Annotated in this window: 15 protein-coding genes; 8 read left to right on the top strand and 7 right to left on the bottom strand. The window is 72.7% G+C overall.

Annotated elements, in window-relative coordinates; all coding sequences use genetic code 11:
* Positions 1–8 precede the first annotated feature (8 nt).
* Genes ACFKCF_RS41190 through ACFKCF_RS41175 form a run of 4 tightly spaced genes read left to right on the top strand, consistent with a single transcriptional unit; the run spans position 9 to position 3,977 of the window.
* Positions 9–971, top strand: a complete 963-nt coding sequence (locus tag ACFKCF_RS41190; RefSeq protein ID WP_394500775.1) for a winged helix DNA-binding domain-containing protein — start codon at positions 9–11, stop codon at positions 969–971.
* A 58-nt stretch (positions 972–1,029) separates the two neighbouring features.
* Entirely contained in the window at positions 1,030–1,641 is a 612-nt protein-coding gene (locus ACFKCF_RS41185; protein WP_394500774.1) for an RNA polymerase sigma factor, read from the top strand.
* Positions 1,634–2,383 (top strand): hypothetical protein, encoded by a 750-nt coding sequence (locus ACFKCF_RS41180; protein ID WP_394500773.1) that lies wholly within the window; start codon positions 1,634–1,636, stop codon positions 2,381–2,383. The genes ACFKCF_RS41185 and ACFKCF_RS41180 overlap by 8 nt, the downstream gene beginning before the upstream one ends.
* 55 nt (positions 2,384–2,438) lie before the next feature.
* A complete protein-coding gene (locus tag ACFKCF_RS41175; protein WP_394500772.1) occupies positions 2,439–3,977 on the top strand; it encodes a heparinase II/III family protein in 1,539 nt (512 codons plus the stop codon).
* Here ACFKCF_RS41175 and ACFKCF_RS41170 read toward each other — a convergent pair.
* From ACFKCF_RS41170 to ACFKCF_RS41155, 4 genes are all read right to left on the bottom strand, one after another.
* On the bottom strand, positions 3,958–5,094 hold the full coding sequence (locus ACFKCF_RS41170; RefSeq protein WP_394500770.1) for an FAD-dependent monooxygenase: 1,137 nt from the start codon (positions 5,092–5,094) through the stop codon (positions 3,958–3,960). The two genes, ACFKCF_RS41175 and ACFKCF_RS41170, sit on opposite strands and share 20 nt — an antisense overlap.
* A gap of 101 nt (positions 5,095–5,195) precedes the next feature.
* On the bottom strand, positions 5,196–5,849 hold the full coding sequence (locus ACFKCF_RS41165) for a maleylpyruvate isomerase family mycothiol-dependent enzyme (RefSeq protein WP_394500769.1): 654 nt from the start codon (positions 5,847–5,849) through the stop codon (positions 5,196–5,198).
* A gap of 34 nt (positions 5,850–5,883) precedes the next feature.
* Positions 5,884–6,708, bottom strand: a complete 825-nt coding sequence (locus ACFKCF_RS41160) for a fumarylacetoacetate hydrolase family protein (RefSeq protein WP_394500768.1) — start codon at positions 6,706–6,708, stop codon at positions 5,884–5,886.
* Positions 6,705–7,787 carry a cupin domain-containing protein gene (locus ACFKCF_RS41155; protein WP_394500767.1) on the bottom strand — a complete coding sequence of 361 codons (1,083 nt, stop codon included), beginning with the start codon at positions 7,785–7,787 and terminating at the stop codon, positions 6,705–6,707. The genes ACFKCF_RS41160 and ACFKCF_RS41155 overlap by 4 nt, the downstream gene beginning before the upstream one ends.
* Before the next feature lie 6 nt (positions 7,788–7,793).
* Here ACFKCF_RS41155 and ACFKCF_RS41150 point away from each other — a divergent pair, with 6 nt between their 5' ends.
* Together ACFKCF_RS41150 and ACFKCF_RS41145 are read left to right on the top strand one after the other, a co-directional pair.
* Positions 7,794–8,549, top strand: coding sequence for an IclR family transcriptional regulator (locus ACFKCF_RS41150; protein WP_394500766.1), 756 nt, complete (start codon positions 7,794–7,796; stop codon positions 8,547–8,549).
* 33 nt (positions 8,550–8,582) lie between these two features.
* Positions 8,583–9,350, top strand: a complete 768-nt coding sequence (locus ACFKCF_RS41145) for a Clp protease N-terminal domain-containing protein (RefSeq protein WP_394500765.1) — start codon at positions 8,583–8,585, stop codon at positions 9,348–9,350.
* Between the two features lie 85 nt (positions 9,351–9,435).
* On the opposite strand, the gene corA is transcribed toward ACFKCF_RS41145, so the two are convergent.
* Genes corA through ACFKCF_RS41130 form a run of 3 tightly spaced genes read right to left on the bottom strand, consistent with a single transcriptional unit; the run spans position 9,436 to position 11,929 of the window.
* Entirely contained in the window at positions 9,436–10,554 is a 1,119-nt protein-coding gene (gene corA, locus ACFKCF_RS41140; RefSeq protein WP_394500764.1) for a magnesium/cobalt transporter CorA, read from the bottom strand.
* 15 nt (positions 10,555–10,569) lie between these two features.
* On the bottom strand, positions 10,570–11,037 hold the full coding sequence (locus ACFKCF_RS41135; protein WP_394500763.1) for a nuclear transport factor 2 family protein: 468 nt from the start codon (positions 11,035–11,037) through the stop codon (positions 10,570–10,572).
* Between the two features lie 7 nt (positions 11,038–11,044).
* Positions 11,045–11,929 carry an amidohydrolase family protein gene (locus ACFKCF_RS41130; protein ID WP_394500762.1) on the bottom strand — a complete coding sequence of 295 codons (885 nt, stop codon included), beginning with the start codon at positions 11,927–11,929 and terminating at the stop codon, positions 11,045–11,047.
* A 34-nt stretch (positions 11,930–11,963) separates the two neighbouring features.
* Here ACFKCF_RS41130 and ACFKCF_RS41125 point away from each other — a divergent pair, with 34 nt between their 5' ends.
* Together ACFKCF_RS41125 and ACFKCF_RS41120 are read left to right on the top strand one after the other, a co-directional pair.
* A complete protein-coding gene (locus ACFKCF_RS41125) occupies positions 11,964–12,662 on the top strand; it encodes a M50 family metallopeptidase (RefSeq protein WP_394500761.1) in 699 nt (232 codons plus the stop codon).
* A gap of 45 nt (positions 12,663–12,707) precedes the next feature.
* Positions 12,708–13,970, top strand: a 1,263-nt coding sequence (locus tag ACFKCF_RS41120; protein WP_394500760.1) for a protein kinase, incomplete at its 3' end; no start/stop codon positions are given.

Genomic DNA, 13,970 nt, shown 5'->3' with positions numbered 1-13,970 from the left:
TGAGAAGCGTGGAGCCCCAGCTCCTGCACCGCCCCCCGGGCCTGACGGCAGGCGGGATCGTCAGGCGGCTGGCGGCGATGCAGGCCCAGGACGTCCCCTCCGCCCTGCTCGCCTTCCGCGCCCGCTCCGCCACTCTCACCAGGCAGGACGTCGAGGCCGCGGTGAGCTCCCGCGAGATCGTCAGAACCTGGGGCCCGCGCGGCACCCTCCACTTCGTGCACGCCGACGACCTCCCCTGGCTGCACGCCCTCACCGGCCGCGCCACGAACACCCTGCGCCGCCTTCATGAGGAAGGCGTCACCGGCGACGACCTGCTCGGGCTCATCGCCGGCGCCCTCGAGGGCCAGGGCCCGCTCACCAAGGCCGACCTGGAGGAACGCCTGGCGGGCCGGGCCACCGGCCAGGGCGTCGTGCACCTGGTGGGGCTGGCCGCCCACCACGGCCTGGCAGTGCTGGGCCCGCTCCGCGCGGGCAGGCCCACGTACGTGCACGCCGCCGACTGGCTGGGCGCCCCGATCACCCCCGAGCCCGACCGGGAGCGCGCGCTCAAGGAGCTGGGCATCCGCTACCGCCGCGCCCACCACCCGGCCGAGCCCGAGGACCTGGCCGCCTGGTCGGGCCTGCCGCTCGGCGAGGCCCGCACGGCCTGGCGCCTGAGCGCCGCCGATCCGGCACCCGCCTTCGCCGCGGAGGAGCCGGTGGCCCGCCTCGCGCCCGCCTTCGACGAGTACCTGATGGGCTGGCGCAGCCGCGACCCGATCCTGGCCGCCGAGCACGCCGGGAAGGTGTTCCCCGGGGGAGGGATCCTGCGGCCGGTCGTGCTGGTGGACGGTGTGATCAGGGGCGTGTGGGGGCGCAAGGGCACGCGGGTGAGCGTCCAGCCGTTCGACGAGCTGCCGGACGGCCTGCTCGACGCCGAGATCGCCGACGTTCACCGTTTTCTGGCGCCGTTTCCTGGAATGAGGTCGTGAAAGCAAACCGGTGCATCGGGTGATAAGAGATGACCACTGATTCACCGGAAGGCAGCACATGACGGGGGAGACCATCGCGACGCCGGCGGCGTGGACGGCTCGCGCGCAGGTCCACGGGGGGACGCGCAGCTCGCCGCCGAACGTTCTCGACGACGCCGACGGGTTCGCCTCGGTGTTCGACGCCCACTTCGGCGAGATCCACACCTACGTCGCCCAGCGGCTCGGCCCCGACCACGCCGAGGACGTCGTGGCCGAGACGTTCCTCACCGCGTTCCGCAAGCGGGCGCAGTACGACCCGGCCCGCGCGAACGTGCGCGCCTGGCTGTACGGCATCGCCACGAACCTCATCGGCAAGCAGCGCCGCCTCGAAGCCCGCACCCTGCGCGCGCTCGGCCGCTGCGCCCCCGATCCCGAGGCCCCCGGGCACGAGGACTCGGTCGCCCGCCGCGTCAGCGCCCAGAGCCTGCGCCCCGAGCTGGCCGGCGCCCTCGCCGAGCTCGACCGCCGCGACCGCGACGTCCTGCTGCTCGTCGCGCTCGCCGGGCTGAGCCACGACGAGATCGCCACCGCGCTCGGCATCCCGTACGGCACCGTCGGCTCCCGCCTGAACCGGGCCAGGAAGAAGCTGCGCGCCCTGCTCGGTGAGATCGAGGTGTCCGTCCGTGGATGAGATGGAGCACATCAGAGACCTGTACGGCCGGCCGCGGCCGGACCCGGACGCCCAGGCCAGGGTGTGGCGGCGGGTGACGCCGGCACGCCGGCGCGGACGGCTGTCGTGGCTGGCGGTCCCCGCCGTGGCGATGGCCCTGGCGGCGGCGTTCGTGATCCACCAACCGGCCGCCTCCGGACGTGCCGTGCTGCTGGCGGCGGCCGGCACCGCTGCCTCCGGCCACGTTCCCGACGGGACCTACTGGCGCATCAAGAAGGTCCGCAACGGGTCCCAGGTGATCGAGCTCTGGGCGGCCAGGGACGGCCGGGCCTGGACCTCGGACCAGGGCCGGATCACGGCGGTCACGGGACGGTCGGCGTTCAGCATGGCGGGACGCGACCTGACGTTCCAGCAGATCGAGAGCCTCCCCACGGACCCGGTCGCGCTCCGGGAGCGGGTGGCGGGCATGTTGCCGTCCAAGGATCTGCTCGCCGACGCGCTCAGCGGCCTGCTGTGGACCAAGCCGTCCCCGCCCGCCGTGCGTGCCGCCGCCTACCGCGCGCTCGCCGACCTGCCCGAGGTCCGTTACCTGGGCGAGCGCCACCCCGGGGAGGCGTTCTCGTACCTGCTGCCCGACGGCACCCAGCGCACGCTCGTCATCGACCCGGCGACCTCGCAGGTGCTCTCCTGCACCGACGACGGGCCGTCCCCGCGCACGGAGCGCGTGATCGAGGCGGGCTGGACCGACCGGGGTCCCCGCTAGAGCATTTCCGACGCCGGCGCGTGGGTTTCGCGCGCCCTGAAACAGGAGTCCCGACGTGTTCTGGCGTACGACCTCGGGCAAGGCCATCTGCCTGAGCGACCAGTTTCCCTTGATCAAGGCGGAGGAGGTGATGAGCGGGCGGGTCGCGTTCGTCGGCCTGCCGCCGGTCGAGCTGGGCACGGACGTCGACTGGACCGCCAACCCGCACGGCAACCGCTCCTGGGCGCTGAACCTGCACGCGCTGCGCTGGATGGGCCGGCTGGTCGCCGAGTACGAGCGCTCGGGCGAGCCCGCGTACCTCGACCGCGCGAGCACCCTGGCCGAGCACTGGATCCGCGAGAACCCGCGCCGCGGCCGCGAGGTCAGCCCGTGGGCGTGGGCCGAGCACGCGGTCGCGTTACGCGCCCCCGCGCTCGTGTGCCTCAGCGAGCACGTACGAAGCCGGACACTCTGGGACAGCCTGGCCGAGCACGGGGAGATCCTGGCCGACTCGTCGCTCTACCGCGCGGGCCACAACCACGGCCTGGACCAGGACATCGGGCTGCTCGTCGTCGGCTGCCGGCTCGGCCGGGCGCGCTGGCGCGATCTGGCCATCCGCCGGATGACCGCCTCCGCCGAGCTGGCCATCGACTCCGATGGGGTGCTGCAGGAGCAGGCCCCCCGCTACGGCCTGTACGTGCACCGGCGGCTCGGCGTGGCGCTGCGGGCGATCGGCGAGAGCGGCGCCGAACCGCCCCAGCGGCTCATCGCCCGGCGGGCCGCGCTGGAGGCGTACGTGGCGCACGCCACCCAGCCCGACGGCTGCCTCGCCCCGATCGGCGACAGCCCGGCCGACACCCGCGCCGCCGGGTTCCCGCACGAGGGGCCGGTGGTGCGGGTGTTCGACGGCGGCTATGTCTTCGGCAGGACCGCCTGGGACGACCCGCGCTCCGCGTTCTACTCGATCAGGTTCGGGCCGGGCCGCCGGCTGCACGGGCACGAGGACCACCTCGGCGTCACCTACAGCGCCCAGGGCCGCCGGATCCTCGTCGAGGCCGGGTTCCACTCCTACGAGCGCCCCGGGTACGTGGAGTGGACGCGCTCGCCCGAGGCGCACAACGTGCCCGTCGTGGACGGCGTCTTCCGCCCGGGAACGCCCACGCGGCTCGTCGCATCGTCCGTCGAGGCGTCGCGCCAGTCCTTCGAGCTGGCCGACGACGCCTACGGGGTGACCAGGACCCGGCGCGTCCTCGTCAACCACGGACCCGACCTGATGGCCGTGCACGACTCCGCCGCCGGGGCGAGCCTGCGCAGCCTGTGGCACTTCGACCCGTCGCTGAAGGTGGTCTCCCGGGGCGACGGCCGGGTGGTCCTCGGGGACGGGGACTGGCGGGTGACGCTGCTGCAGGTCCCGGGGGCGGGGCAGGGGGTGCGGCCCGGGCTGGTCTCGACCGGCTACCTGCGCACCGCCGAGGTGACGACCGTGGTGTCCCCCGCCGCCGCGGGCGTGCTGACCGTGATCGTGCCGGGCGCGGCCGATCCGCGCGTGTCGGTCTCCGGCGACGCGCTGACCGTCCACACCCCGGACGGCCCCGTCACGCTTCACCGGCCGTAGCCGCAGACCCCGCTGTCTGCGGCGGCCCACCGTACAACCAGTCGACGTAGTCGTGGCCGGCCGGGTCCCTGATCCGGAACAGCTCGTTGCGCAGCACCCGGGCCACGCCGTCCACGTGCCAGATGTCGCCCCACAGCCGCGCCGTCGTCTGCACGCGCGCCGTCCTCGGCACCCGGATCTCCTGGTACGCGGCCAGCGCCCGGTCCCAGTCGCCGGCCGCCGACTGCTCGGCCAGCTCGTGGGCGTCCTCGATGGCCTGGCAGGCACCCTGGGCCAGGTACTGGAGCATGGGATGGGCGGCGTCCCCTAGAAGGGCGAGCCGGCCCCGCACCCAGGCGCCGGTGGGCGGGCGGTCGAGCATGGGCCAGTGGCGGTCGCGCCACAGGTACGGCAGGCCCTTGCCGATCGCGTCGCAGCAGCCGTCGAAGGCCGGCTCGAGGTCGCCGGGGCCGCGGAAGACGGCCACCTGGTTGAGCAGCTCGCCGCCGCGCAGGGCGTACTGGACGAAGTGGCAGCCGGGGCCCAGGTACGCGACCACGTCGGAGAGGTCGAAGTCCTCCGGAAGCGGACGCGTACCCCTGTGGGCGACAAATCCGGAATCGTGGGGTTGGTCGGCGACGAGCTGCGCCCGCAGGACCGACTGCAGGCCGTCCGCCGCGACCACCACGTCGCCCTCGTGCACTTCGCCGTCCGCGCAGTAGGCCCTGGCGCGTCCGGCGTCCACCCGCTCGACGTGCCGGCCGTTCAGCAGCTCCACGCCCGCGTCCGCGCAGGCCCGCAGCAGGACGGCGTGCAGGTCGCCGCGGTGCGCCACCACATAGGGGCCGCCGTAGCGGCGCCGGAACCCCTCGCCCAGGTCGAGGTGGGTGAGCTCCTCGCCGGTCAGGGCGTCCCTGAAGACCAGCCGCCGGGGGAGCACCCCTCTCTCGATCACCTGGTCCAGCAGGCCCCAGCGGTGGAGCAGGCGGGTGGCGTTGGGGCCGAGCTGCAACCCGGCACCCACCTCGCCGAACTCGGCCGACCGCTCCAGCACCCGGACCGTCCGCCCGGCCCTCGCCTGCGCGAAGGCGGCCGCCAGCCCGCCGATGCCGCCTCCGACGACGACCACCTCGACCACGAGCCCTCCTCTCCACCGGCGACCTCGCCGCCCACGCCCGACCTCGCCGTCCCCGCCCGACGTCGCCGCCTGCGCCCGGCCCCGCCGGCTCGCGCGTGCTTTCAGAGCCAGCGGTCGATGGCGGGGGCGGCGGGATCGGGGGCGGGGCCGCGCCCGGTGACCCAGGCGGCCAGCTCGGCGGCCGTGCCCCGCACCTCCGGCAGGCCGCCCGCCCCGGACGGCCAGGCGGTGGTGCGGTCGGTGGGGCGCAGGACCGCCGCGGGTTCCCGGCCGCGCCGTGCCCACAGCGCCGTCACATCCGTGAGCAGCGCGTCCACCAGCTCGCCCGGCAGATCCTCGAACCGCCCGCCCAGGTCCACGCCGTGCACCCAGACCTCGCGCGTCCGCATCCAGACCACCTCGGACGCGGGCACGAGCCGCCCCTGAGCGGTCCGCACCCGCGCCTCCCACTGGTCGCCGGACAGCTCGACCAGGGCCTTGCGCAGCTCCTCGGCCGTCTCACCGGCCAGGCTCTCCAGCGCGGCGGCGTCCAGCCGGGTGGCCAGGTCCTCGATCTCGGCGTCACGCGCCTCGGCCGAGGCGTACATCGCACGCTCCTCACCGGTACGCGCCCAACGCACCAGCCTGCCCAGAGCGCGGGCGTTCGCGGCGACGTGCGCCACCACGTGCCTTCCCGACCACCCGGGCAGCCGGCTCGGCCGCCCGAGGTCGGCCCCGCGCACCCGCGCCTCGAAGTATGCCGTGCCGGCGTCCATCCATCCCAGGTCAGGCCCCAGATCAGGCTGCGGGTCAGGCATCGCGGCGGGCCACGTTGACCAGCTCGCCGAGGCCCGCGATCCGGGTCACGACCTTGCTCCCGTCGGCGAGGTAGCGAGGAGGCTTGCGGGCATGGCCCACGCCTCCGGGCGTGCCGGTCGCGATGACGTCCCCGGGCCGCAGCGTGATGATCCGCGACACGTACGAGATCAGCTCGGCGGGGCCGAACACCAGGTCGGACGTGTCCGTCTCCTGCACCACCTCGCCGTCCACCTCGCACCGCATGGTCATCGTCACGCCCTCCAGCTCGTCGGGGGTGACGAGGTACGGGCCGAACGGCGTGCTCGACTCGAAGGTCTTGCCCTGGAGCCACTGCAGCGTGCGGTACTGGTAGTCGCGGGCGGTCACATCGTTGATCACGGAGTAGCCGGCGATGGAGGCCGCCGCCTGCTCGGGCGACACGTTGCGGGCCGCCGTGCCGACGATCACCGCCAGCTCGGCCTCCCAGTCGACGGCCTCGGAGACGGCGGGCAGCGCGATGTCGTCGTACGGCCCGACCAGCGCCTCGGCGAACTTGGCGAACAGCGTCGGATACTCCGGCAGCTCCCGCCCCATCTCCAGGATGTGGTTGCGATAGTTGAGCCCCACGCAGACGATCTTCCCCGGCCGGGGCACGACGGGGGCGAGGTCGGCCGTGGACAGCGGGTGCCTGGCCCCGTCGGCGGCGGCCGCCACCTCCCGCCAGCCCGGGTCGGACAGCAGCGCCCCGACGTCGGGCGCGCCGACCTCCACGGCGTGGTCACCGTCGATCCTGGCGGCGGTCGTACGGTTCGGCAGCCGCAGCGTCGCGAGCCTCACGCGGACTCCTCTCGATATTGGTGCAGGCCCTCGAAAACGGGCGTGTCAGCGAAACGGAACAGGTCGAAACGGGTCTCGGCGCGGAACGACCAGGCGCACCACGACGGCACCACGACGAGATCGCCACGCGACAGCCGCCGTTCCTCGCCGTCGAGGCTCACGAACCCCTCACCGTCGAACACCTGGTAGACCGATGACCCCACCTCTCGCCGCGCGGCCGTCGCGGCACCGGCCCGCAGCCGGTGGAACTCGGCCCTGATCGTCGGCATGACGTCGCCGCCGGTGGTGGGGTTGGTGTAGCGGACGGCGGCGTGGCCGGGCTCGACGGTCCCGGGGTGGCCCTCGTCCTCCAGCGCCAGCTGCTCGTCCAGCGCCCGGTCGGTGTGCTCCCAGCGGTAGGCGGCGATCGGCGAGCTGGGCGTGGCCCGCAGCGCCGACACGGGCCGCAGCCCCGGGTGCGCCCAGAGCCGTTCCGAGCGCGACACGCTCGGCGTCGTCACGTCGGTGACCTGGTCGGGGCCGAACTCGAAGAACGAGGTGTCGGTGTAGTGCACGAGCGGGATGTCCAGCCCGTCGATCCAGGCCATGGGCGCGTCGGTGGTGTTGTGGTGCCCGTGGAAGTGCCAGCCGGGCGTCAGCAGGAAGTCGCCGCGCCGCATGGCGACCGGGTCGCCGTTCACGACGGTCCAGACGCCCTCGCCCTCGACGACGAAGCGGAAGGCGTTCTGGGTGTGGCGGTGCTCGGGGGCGACCTCGCGCGGCCCCAGGTACTGGATGGCCGCCCAGAGGGTCGGCGTCGCGTATGGCATCCCGCCCAGGCCGGGGTTGGCCAGCGCGATGGCCCGCCGCTCCCCGCCGCGCCCGACGGGCACCAGCTCGCCGGCCCGCTCGGCCAGCGGGTAGAGCGTCTTCCACTCCCACACGTGCGGCCGGGCCTTCGGCTTCGGGTGCTCCGGCATCAGGTCGCCGACCTGCGTCCACAACGGAATCAGGCCTTCCGCCGCGAAGTCGGCGTAGAGCCTCTCCTCTGGGTTCATGCAGCCCACGCTAGGAGCTGATTCTGCATACGGCACTAGCATTCTGCTATGAAGAACAGGCCCGCCTACGCCCTGGGCTCCGTCGACAACGTGCTGCTGCTCCTGCACATGCTGCGCGACCAGGGCCGCCTCAAGGTCGCCGACGTCGCCAGGGAGCTGGGCATCGCCCGCTCGACCGCCCACCGCCTGCTGGCCATGCTCGTCTACCGCGACTTCGCCGTGCAGGACGAGCAGCACACGTACCTGCCGGGGCCGTTCCTCGCCTCGACGCGGGCCGGCGCGGGCGGGGCGGTCCTGCGCGAGCTGCGCGCCCGGGTCAGGCCCGCGATGGAGGCCCTGTGCGCGCGGGCCGCGGAGACCGTCAACCTCATGATCCGGGTCGGTACGGAGGCGCGCTTCCTGGACAGCGTGGAGTCGTCGCAGATCCTCCACGTCGGCGACCGCCGGGGCACGATCCTGCCCGCCCGCCGGGCCTCCGGCGGCAAGGTCCTGCTCGCCACCCTGCCCCCCGACCGGCTCCACGACCTCTACCCCGACCTTTCCGACCGCGAGCGCGCGACCTTCGCCCGCGAGCTCGACGACGTCAGGGCCCGCGGCTACGCGCTCAACATCGACGGCACGGAACGCGGGGTCTCCGCCATCGGCGCCACGCTCCGCAACGGGAACGGCACCGCCCTGGCCGCCCTGTCGATCTCTGCCCCCTCGGCCCGCTTCGGCCCGGACCGGGTGGGGTTCTTCGCGGCTCAGCTGAAGGCCGCGGTGCGGGACGCCGAACTGGCCCTGGCGGATTTCCCGGACGCTTGACGTGTGTAACCCTAATGGGGTTATCGTAGGGGTATGCCTAAGATAAACGTCTACCTGCCCGACGAGCTCGCAGAAGCGGTCAAGCAGGCCGGGGTGCCGGTCTCGGCGGTGTGCCAGCGCGCGCTGGAGCAGGCGGTCCGCCGGGTGACCGCCATCAGGGAGACCGTGCTGAGCGACCTCGACCTCGAGGAGCCGACCGGGGCGCTGACGCACCTGACGCCCAGGACGCGCACCGTGCTCAAACTGGCCGCCGAACAGGCCCGGACGGAGGGGGCGGCAGCCGTCGGCACCGAGCACCTGCTGGGCGCCATGCTGAGCGAGGGGACCAACCTGGCGCTGCACGTCCTGCGGGCCGTCGAGATCGACCCCGAGCAGGTCGGGCGTGACCTCGCCCGCCACCGGCCCGCCGCCGGCGAGGCCGGCGCCTCGGAGCCGCGCAACTTCAGCGGGGCGGCGGCCAACGCGCTGGAGTTCGCCGTCACGGAGGCGACCTCACTCGGCCACAACTACGTCGGCTGCGAGCACCTCCTGCTCGGCCTCGTCGCCGAACCCGACGGGAGCGCCGGACAGGTCCTGCGCGGGCTGGGCGCCGAGCCCAGGCTCACCCGGCGCGCCGTGGTGGCGGCCCTGGCCGGCTACGTCCACCTGCGGGCGCAGACGCGGCAGGACGCCGAGGCCCAGGGCGGCCAGAGTCAGCCGGCGGCCGTCCAGGCGATGCTGTCCGCCGCCGTCCGCCAGGAGCTGCAGCCCCTCCTCCAGCGGCTCGAACGGCTGGAGTCGCACGTGGGCCTGGACGCCTGAGGATCCGGAGGTGTCCGCCGCCATCCGCGTCACCCTTGTGGCCCTGATCGTGGTCGGGATCGTGATCGGGGCCACCTGGTGAGGCTCAGAGCCAGTCGCGGCGTTTGAAGACGAGATAGAGGGTCAAGCAGACGACGGCCATCAGCACGATCGCGAATGGATAACCAAATGCCCAGTGCGTTTCGGGCATGAAGTCGAAATTCATCCCGTAAATGGTTCCGACCAGCGTCGGAGCGAACAGGATGGCGGCCCAGGCGGAGATCTTCTTGACCTCCTCGCCCTGCTGGATGCTCGCCTCCGTCATCCGGGCCATCTCCGCGTTCTGCGCCTGCGTCACCAGCGTCGAGTTGACGATCAGGATGTCCTGCAGCATCTGCCGGAACGCGGAGATCCGCTCCGAGACCGTGATCGCGTGGTCGGCCACGTCACGCAGGTAGCTCTGCAGCTCGTCGTTCATCCCGTGCTTGGAGGCCCCCGCGATGAACGCGTGGAGCATGCCCACCAGCGGCGCCGTCGCCCGCTGGAACTCGATCACCTCGCCGGACAGCTCGTAGACCCGCCGCGACACCGACGGGTCGCCGCCAAAGACCTGGACCTCGATCTCCTCGATGTCCTTCTGCAGCCCGGCCACCACCGGGGCGTAGCCGTCGACCACCGCGTCGAGGATGGCGTAGAGGACGGCCTGCGGGCCCTGCCGCAGCAGCTCGGGCTCCGACTCCATGCGCTTGCGGACGGCCTGCAGGTCGGGGGCCTCGGCATGGCGTACGGTGATCACGAAGTTGGGGCCGATGAAGACGTGCACCTCCCCGAACGCGACCTCCTCCACGTCGTCCAGGTAGCGGGCGGCCCGCAGCACCACGAACAGCGTGTCGCCGTAGCGGTCGGCCTTGGGCCGCTGGGAGCCGACGATCGCGTCCTCCAGCGCCAGCTCGTGCAGCTCGAACTCCTCGCCGAGCTTGACCAGCTCCCACTCCTTCGGCCGGTAGAGGCCGATCCAGGCCATGCTTTCCGGCATCTCCTTGAGGCACTCGAAGGCGGCGCCGAGGGAGCCCGGGGTGTCGACGCGCCTGCCGTCGCGGTAGATGGCGTTGTCGATGACGGTCGGCCGGTAGGGCCGCTCCTCCGTGGCACGCGGGTCCATCGAGTGCTCGGGCGCTTCCTCGTGGACGTCGCCGCTGCGCCTGAACCCCTTAACCCTGGCCATGGCCCCTTCCTGAAATTACGAGAGCTCGTCGAGTTGTTGCGTGGCGCGGTCTCTGATGGTCTTGCGCCACATCGGCGTCCAGCCGAACAGCAGCCCGTGCGGCCTGCCCAATGCCATCTTCGACCAGCGCCTGAAGTCGAATTCGTCGTGGTGGCGGACGATCAGGTCGCCCTCGAACCTGAACAGCGCGTCGATCTCGTTGACGACCTGGCGCCCCGTCCTGGAGAAGGTGTAGCGGGCCGTCCAGTGCGCGGTGCCGGTGAAGTCGTCGGCCGTCACGTCGCGGTAGGTGGACCTGAGGCCGTCGCGCACGCCGAGCTGAACCCGCCACATCGTCATCACGCGGTCACGCCCTTCGACCTCTTGGAAGATCGGATCGCCGAAGCTGACCTCGGGGTGGTAGCAGCGCTCCATGGCCGCGAAGTCCGCACGGCCCAGAGCGTCGTAGAAAGCGCTGATGAGCGCCACGTGCCGATCGTTCACCCCTCTATCAGATCATGGCCGCGCCGTTGGCCCAGCACACCGCCCGCAACCAGGCATCGCCCAGGTCGAGCCGGGCGAGCGCGTCGAGCTGATGGGCGTAGGGATACGGAATCGTCGGGAAGTCACTACCGAGCACCACCTTGCCGGAAATGCCCAGATCAATCAATGCCGGGCGCAGCCGCGCGGGGAACGGCATGCCCAGTTCGGCGAAGTCGGTGAACGCCATCGTGGTGTCCAGCGCGACCCGCTCGTAGCGGGCGGCAAGCTCGAAGAACGGGTCGTACTCCGGCATCCCCAGATGCGCGATCACCACCCGCAGCCGCGGATGCCTGCGCAGCACCTCGCCGATCGGCCCGGGACCGATGTGCCCGCCCGGCACGGGCACCGAACTGGCGTGCGTCACCACCGGCACCCCGGCCTCCGCCAGCAGCCCCCAGACCTCGTCGAGCTCGGCGGCCCGCGGGTCGAACCCGCCGACCTGCAGGTGCACCTTGAAGATCCTGGCCCCGTCCTCCAGCGCCCGGCGCACGTACTCCACGACGCCAGGCTCGGGGTAGAAGGTCGCCGAAGGGAGACATTCAGGTGTACGGCGGGCGAACTCCAGCGTCCAGGCGTTGAGGTCGAGCGCCATGTCCGGCTTGTGCGCATAGGCGAGAGCGGGGAACACGCGCACGCCCATGGCCCGCAGCCGCGCCACCCGCTCTTCCGCCGGCCACTCGTACTCGATCTTCCAGCCGTTCCCCATCAGCGGGCCGCCGTGCCTGAAGTGGTGCCACACCCGCCGCTCCATCCGCTCCGGCAGGAAGTGGACGTGCAGGTCGACAAGGCCGGGCAACCCGAGCCCGCGCCACCAGTCCGGCACCCGGGCGTCAGAATCTTGTTCTGTGGCCACGCACGAGACTCTACCTGGATAGGGTTTCTCCACGATGGAACAGCTCTGGGCCCACCTGATCAAGGTTCAGCCTGACCCCGACCCCTGGGTCGTGGGGGTCTCGGCTCTCGCCGCGTTCGTGCTCGTCGGCTTCCGCATGCCCTGGCAGGTGACCAGAGGCCTGATCACGATCGCACACGAGGGCGGCCATGCCCTGATGGCGCTGGTCACCCGGCGCAAGCTCGAAGGCATCCGCCTCCACTCCGACACCTCCGGCGTGACGCTGACCAGGGGCAGGCCCACCGGGCCCGGCATGGTGCTGACCGCGCTCGCCGGCTACTTGGCGCCTCCGCTGCTGGGGCTGGCCGCCGCCTGGCTGACCGAGATGGGGCACATCACGCTGCTGATCTGGAGCGTGCTGCTGTTCCTGGTCTGCATGCTGCTGCTGATCCGCAACCTGTACGGCGCGCTGATCCTGCTCGCCACCGGCGGCGCCGTGTTCGCCCTGATCATGTACGCGCCCGCCGAGGTGCAGCAGGTCGTCGCCCTGGTCGCGGTCTGGTTCCTGCTGTTCGGCGGGATCAGGCCGATCATCGAGCTGCAGCGCAAGCGGCGCAGGCGGCAGGCGCGCGACTCAGACGCGGACCAGCTGGCCAGGCTGACGGTGCTGCCCGGCGGGTTCTACGTGTTCTTCTTCCTGGTGGTGTCGGTCGTGTCCGCGGCCTTCGGCGCGTACCTCATGAATCCGCTCTAACCCCCAAAATTCGCACTAAACTCGCCTGCAACAGGGGGGAGTGCCGTGCTGCCAGTCGAGGACGCGCCCGGCTACCGGGTACTCGATCAGGCGGGCCAGGGCGGCTTCGCCGTCGTGTACCGCGCCTACCAGGAGCGCCTCGACCGGGTCGTGGCGCTCAAGGTGCTGTCCGTCGACCGGGTCGACCAGCGCACGATGCGCCGGTTCCAGCGCGAGCTGCAGCTCACCGGCCGCCTGACCGGCCACCCGAACGTCGTGACCGTCTTCGACACCGGCGTCACCCGCTCCGGCAAGCCGTACATCGCGATGGACTACTTCGAGAACGGCTCGCTGCGCGACAAGGTCCGCAAGGAGGGGCCGCTGCCGGTGCCCGACGTGCTGCGGGCCGGGGTGAAGCTGGCCGGGGCGCTGGCCGCCGTACACGAGGCGGGGGTCCTGCACGGCGACATCAAGCCGCAGAACATCCTCATCTCCCGGTACGGCGAGCTCGCCATCGCCGACTTCGGCGTGGCCCGGGTCGTGGACTCCTCGGAGATCTCGGCCACGTCGCAGGCGTTCACCCCGCTGCACGCCGCCCCCGAGGTGCTCACGGGGCAGCCCCACTCGGCCTCGACCGACATCTACTCGCTCGGCTCGACCCTCTACCACCTGCTGGCCGGCCAGCCCGCCTTCCACAACCCGACGGACCCGTCGATCGCGCCCCTGATGTACCGGGTGCTCAGCATCGAGCCGCCCCCGATCAACCGCTCCGACGTGCCGCCGCAGGTCTTGGAGACGGTGCTGCGGGCGATGTCCAAGCAGCCGGAGGTGCGCTACGGGTCGGCGCGGGAGTTCGCCCGGCGGCTGCAGGAGGTGCAGGCCGAGCTGGGCCTGTCGGTGACCGACCTGGTGGGCCAGGACCCCGGCCCGGGACCGGCCATGTCCACGGTCCCCCGCCCCCGCGCCGACGACCCGCCGACCGGCGAACCCCCGGGGACGCCCCAGCTCCCGACCACCGGCAACCACCTGCCGGCCACGGGCAACCACCTGCCGGCCACCGGCCACCACCTGCCCGGCGGCCCCGGCCGGCCGTCGCCGTTCGCCCCCGAAGCGCAGCCCTCGCCCTTCGCGCCGGAAGCGCAGCCGTCGCCGTTCGCCCCGGACGCGCGGGCGGCGGGCACCGGCGGCCCGCACGCCACGGGCCGGCACGCGCCGGGAACGGGCGCCGTCACGGGGACGGCGGGGCATCCGGGCGCGCACGCGGCGGGCACCGGCAGCGCGCAGGCGCCGGGCGCGGACGGCGGGTACGCGGCCGGGCGGTTCGGCCCG

Origin of the sequence: Nonomuraea sp. JJY05 (assembly GCF_043496855.1) — a bacterium.
Classification (GTDB): domain Bacteria; phylum Actinomycetota; class Actinomycetes; order Streptosporangiales; family Streptosporangiaceae; genus Nonomuraea.
Note: the sequence above shows the minus strand (reverse complement) of the source record. Positions and strands in the feature narration are given on the sequence as shown.

What these genes read in the sequence shown, in the direction of transcription:
- ACFKCF_RS41150 (WP_394500766.1), top strand. Translation starts at nt 7,794, where the DNA reads ATGAAGAACAGGCCCGCCTACGCCCTGGGCTCCGTCGACAACGTGCTG.
- ACFKCF_RS41145 (WP_394500765.1), top strand. Translation starts at nt 8,583, where the DNA reads ATGCCTAAGATAAACGTCTACCTGCCCGACGAGCTCGCAGAAGCGGTC.
- ACFKCF_RS41185 (WP_394500774.1), top strand. Translation starts at nt 1,030, where the DNA reads ATGACGGGGGAGACCATCGCGACGCCGGCGGCGTGGACGGCTCGCGCG.
- ACFKCF_RS41155 (WP_394500767.1), bottom strand. Translation starts at nt 7,787, where the DNA reads ATGCTAGTGCCGTATGCAGAATCAGCTCCTAGCGTGGGCTGCATGAAC.
- corA (WP_394500764.1), bottom strand. Translation starts at nt 10,554, where the DNA reads ATGGCCAGGGTTAAGGGGTTCAGGCGCAGCGGCGACGTCCACGAGGAA.
- ACFKCF_RS41165 (WP_394500769.1), bottom strand. Translation starts at nt 5,849, where the DNA reads ATGGACGCCGGCACGGCATACTTCGAGGCGCGGGTGCGCGGGGCCGAC.
- ACFKCF_RS41125 (WP_394500761.1), top strand. Translation starts at nt 11,964, where the DNA reads ATGGAACAGCTCTGGGCCCACCTGATCAAGGTTCAGCCTGACCCCGAC.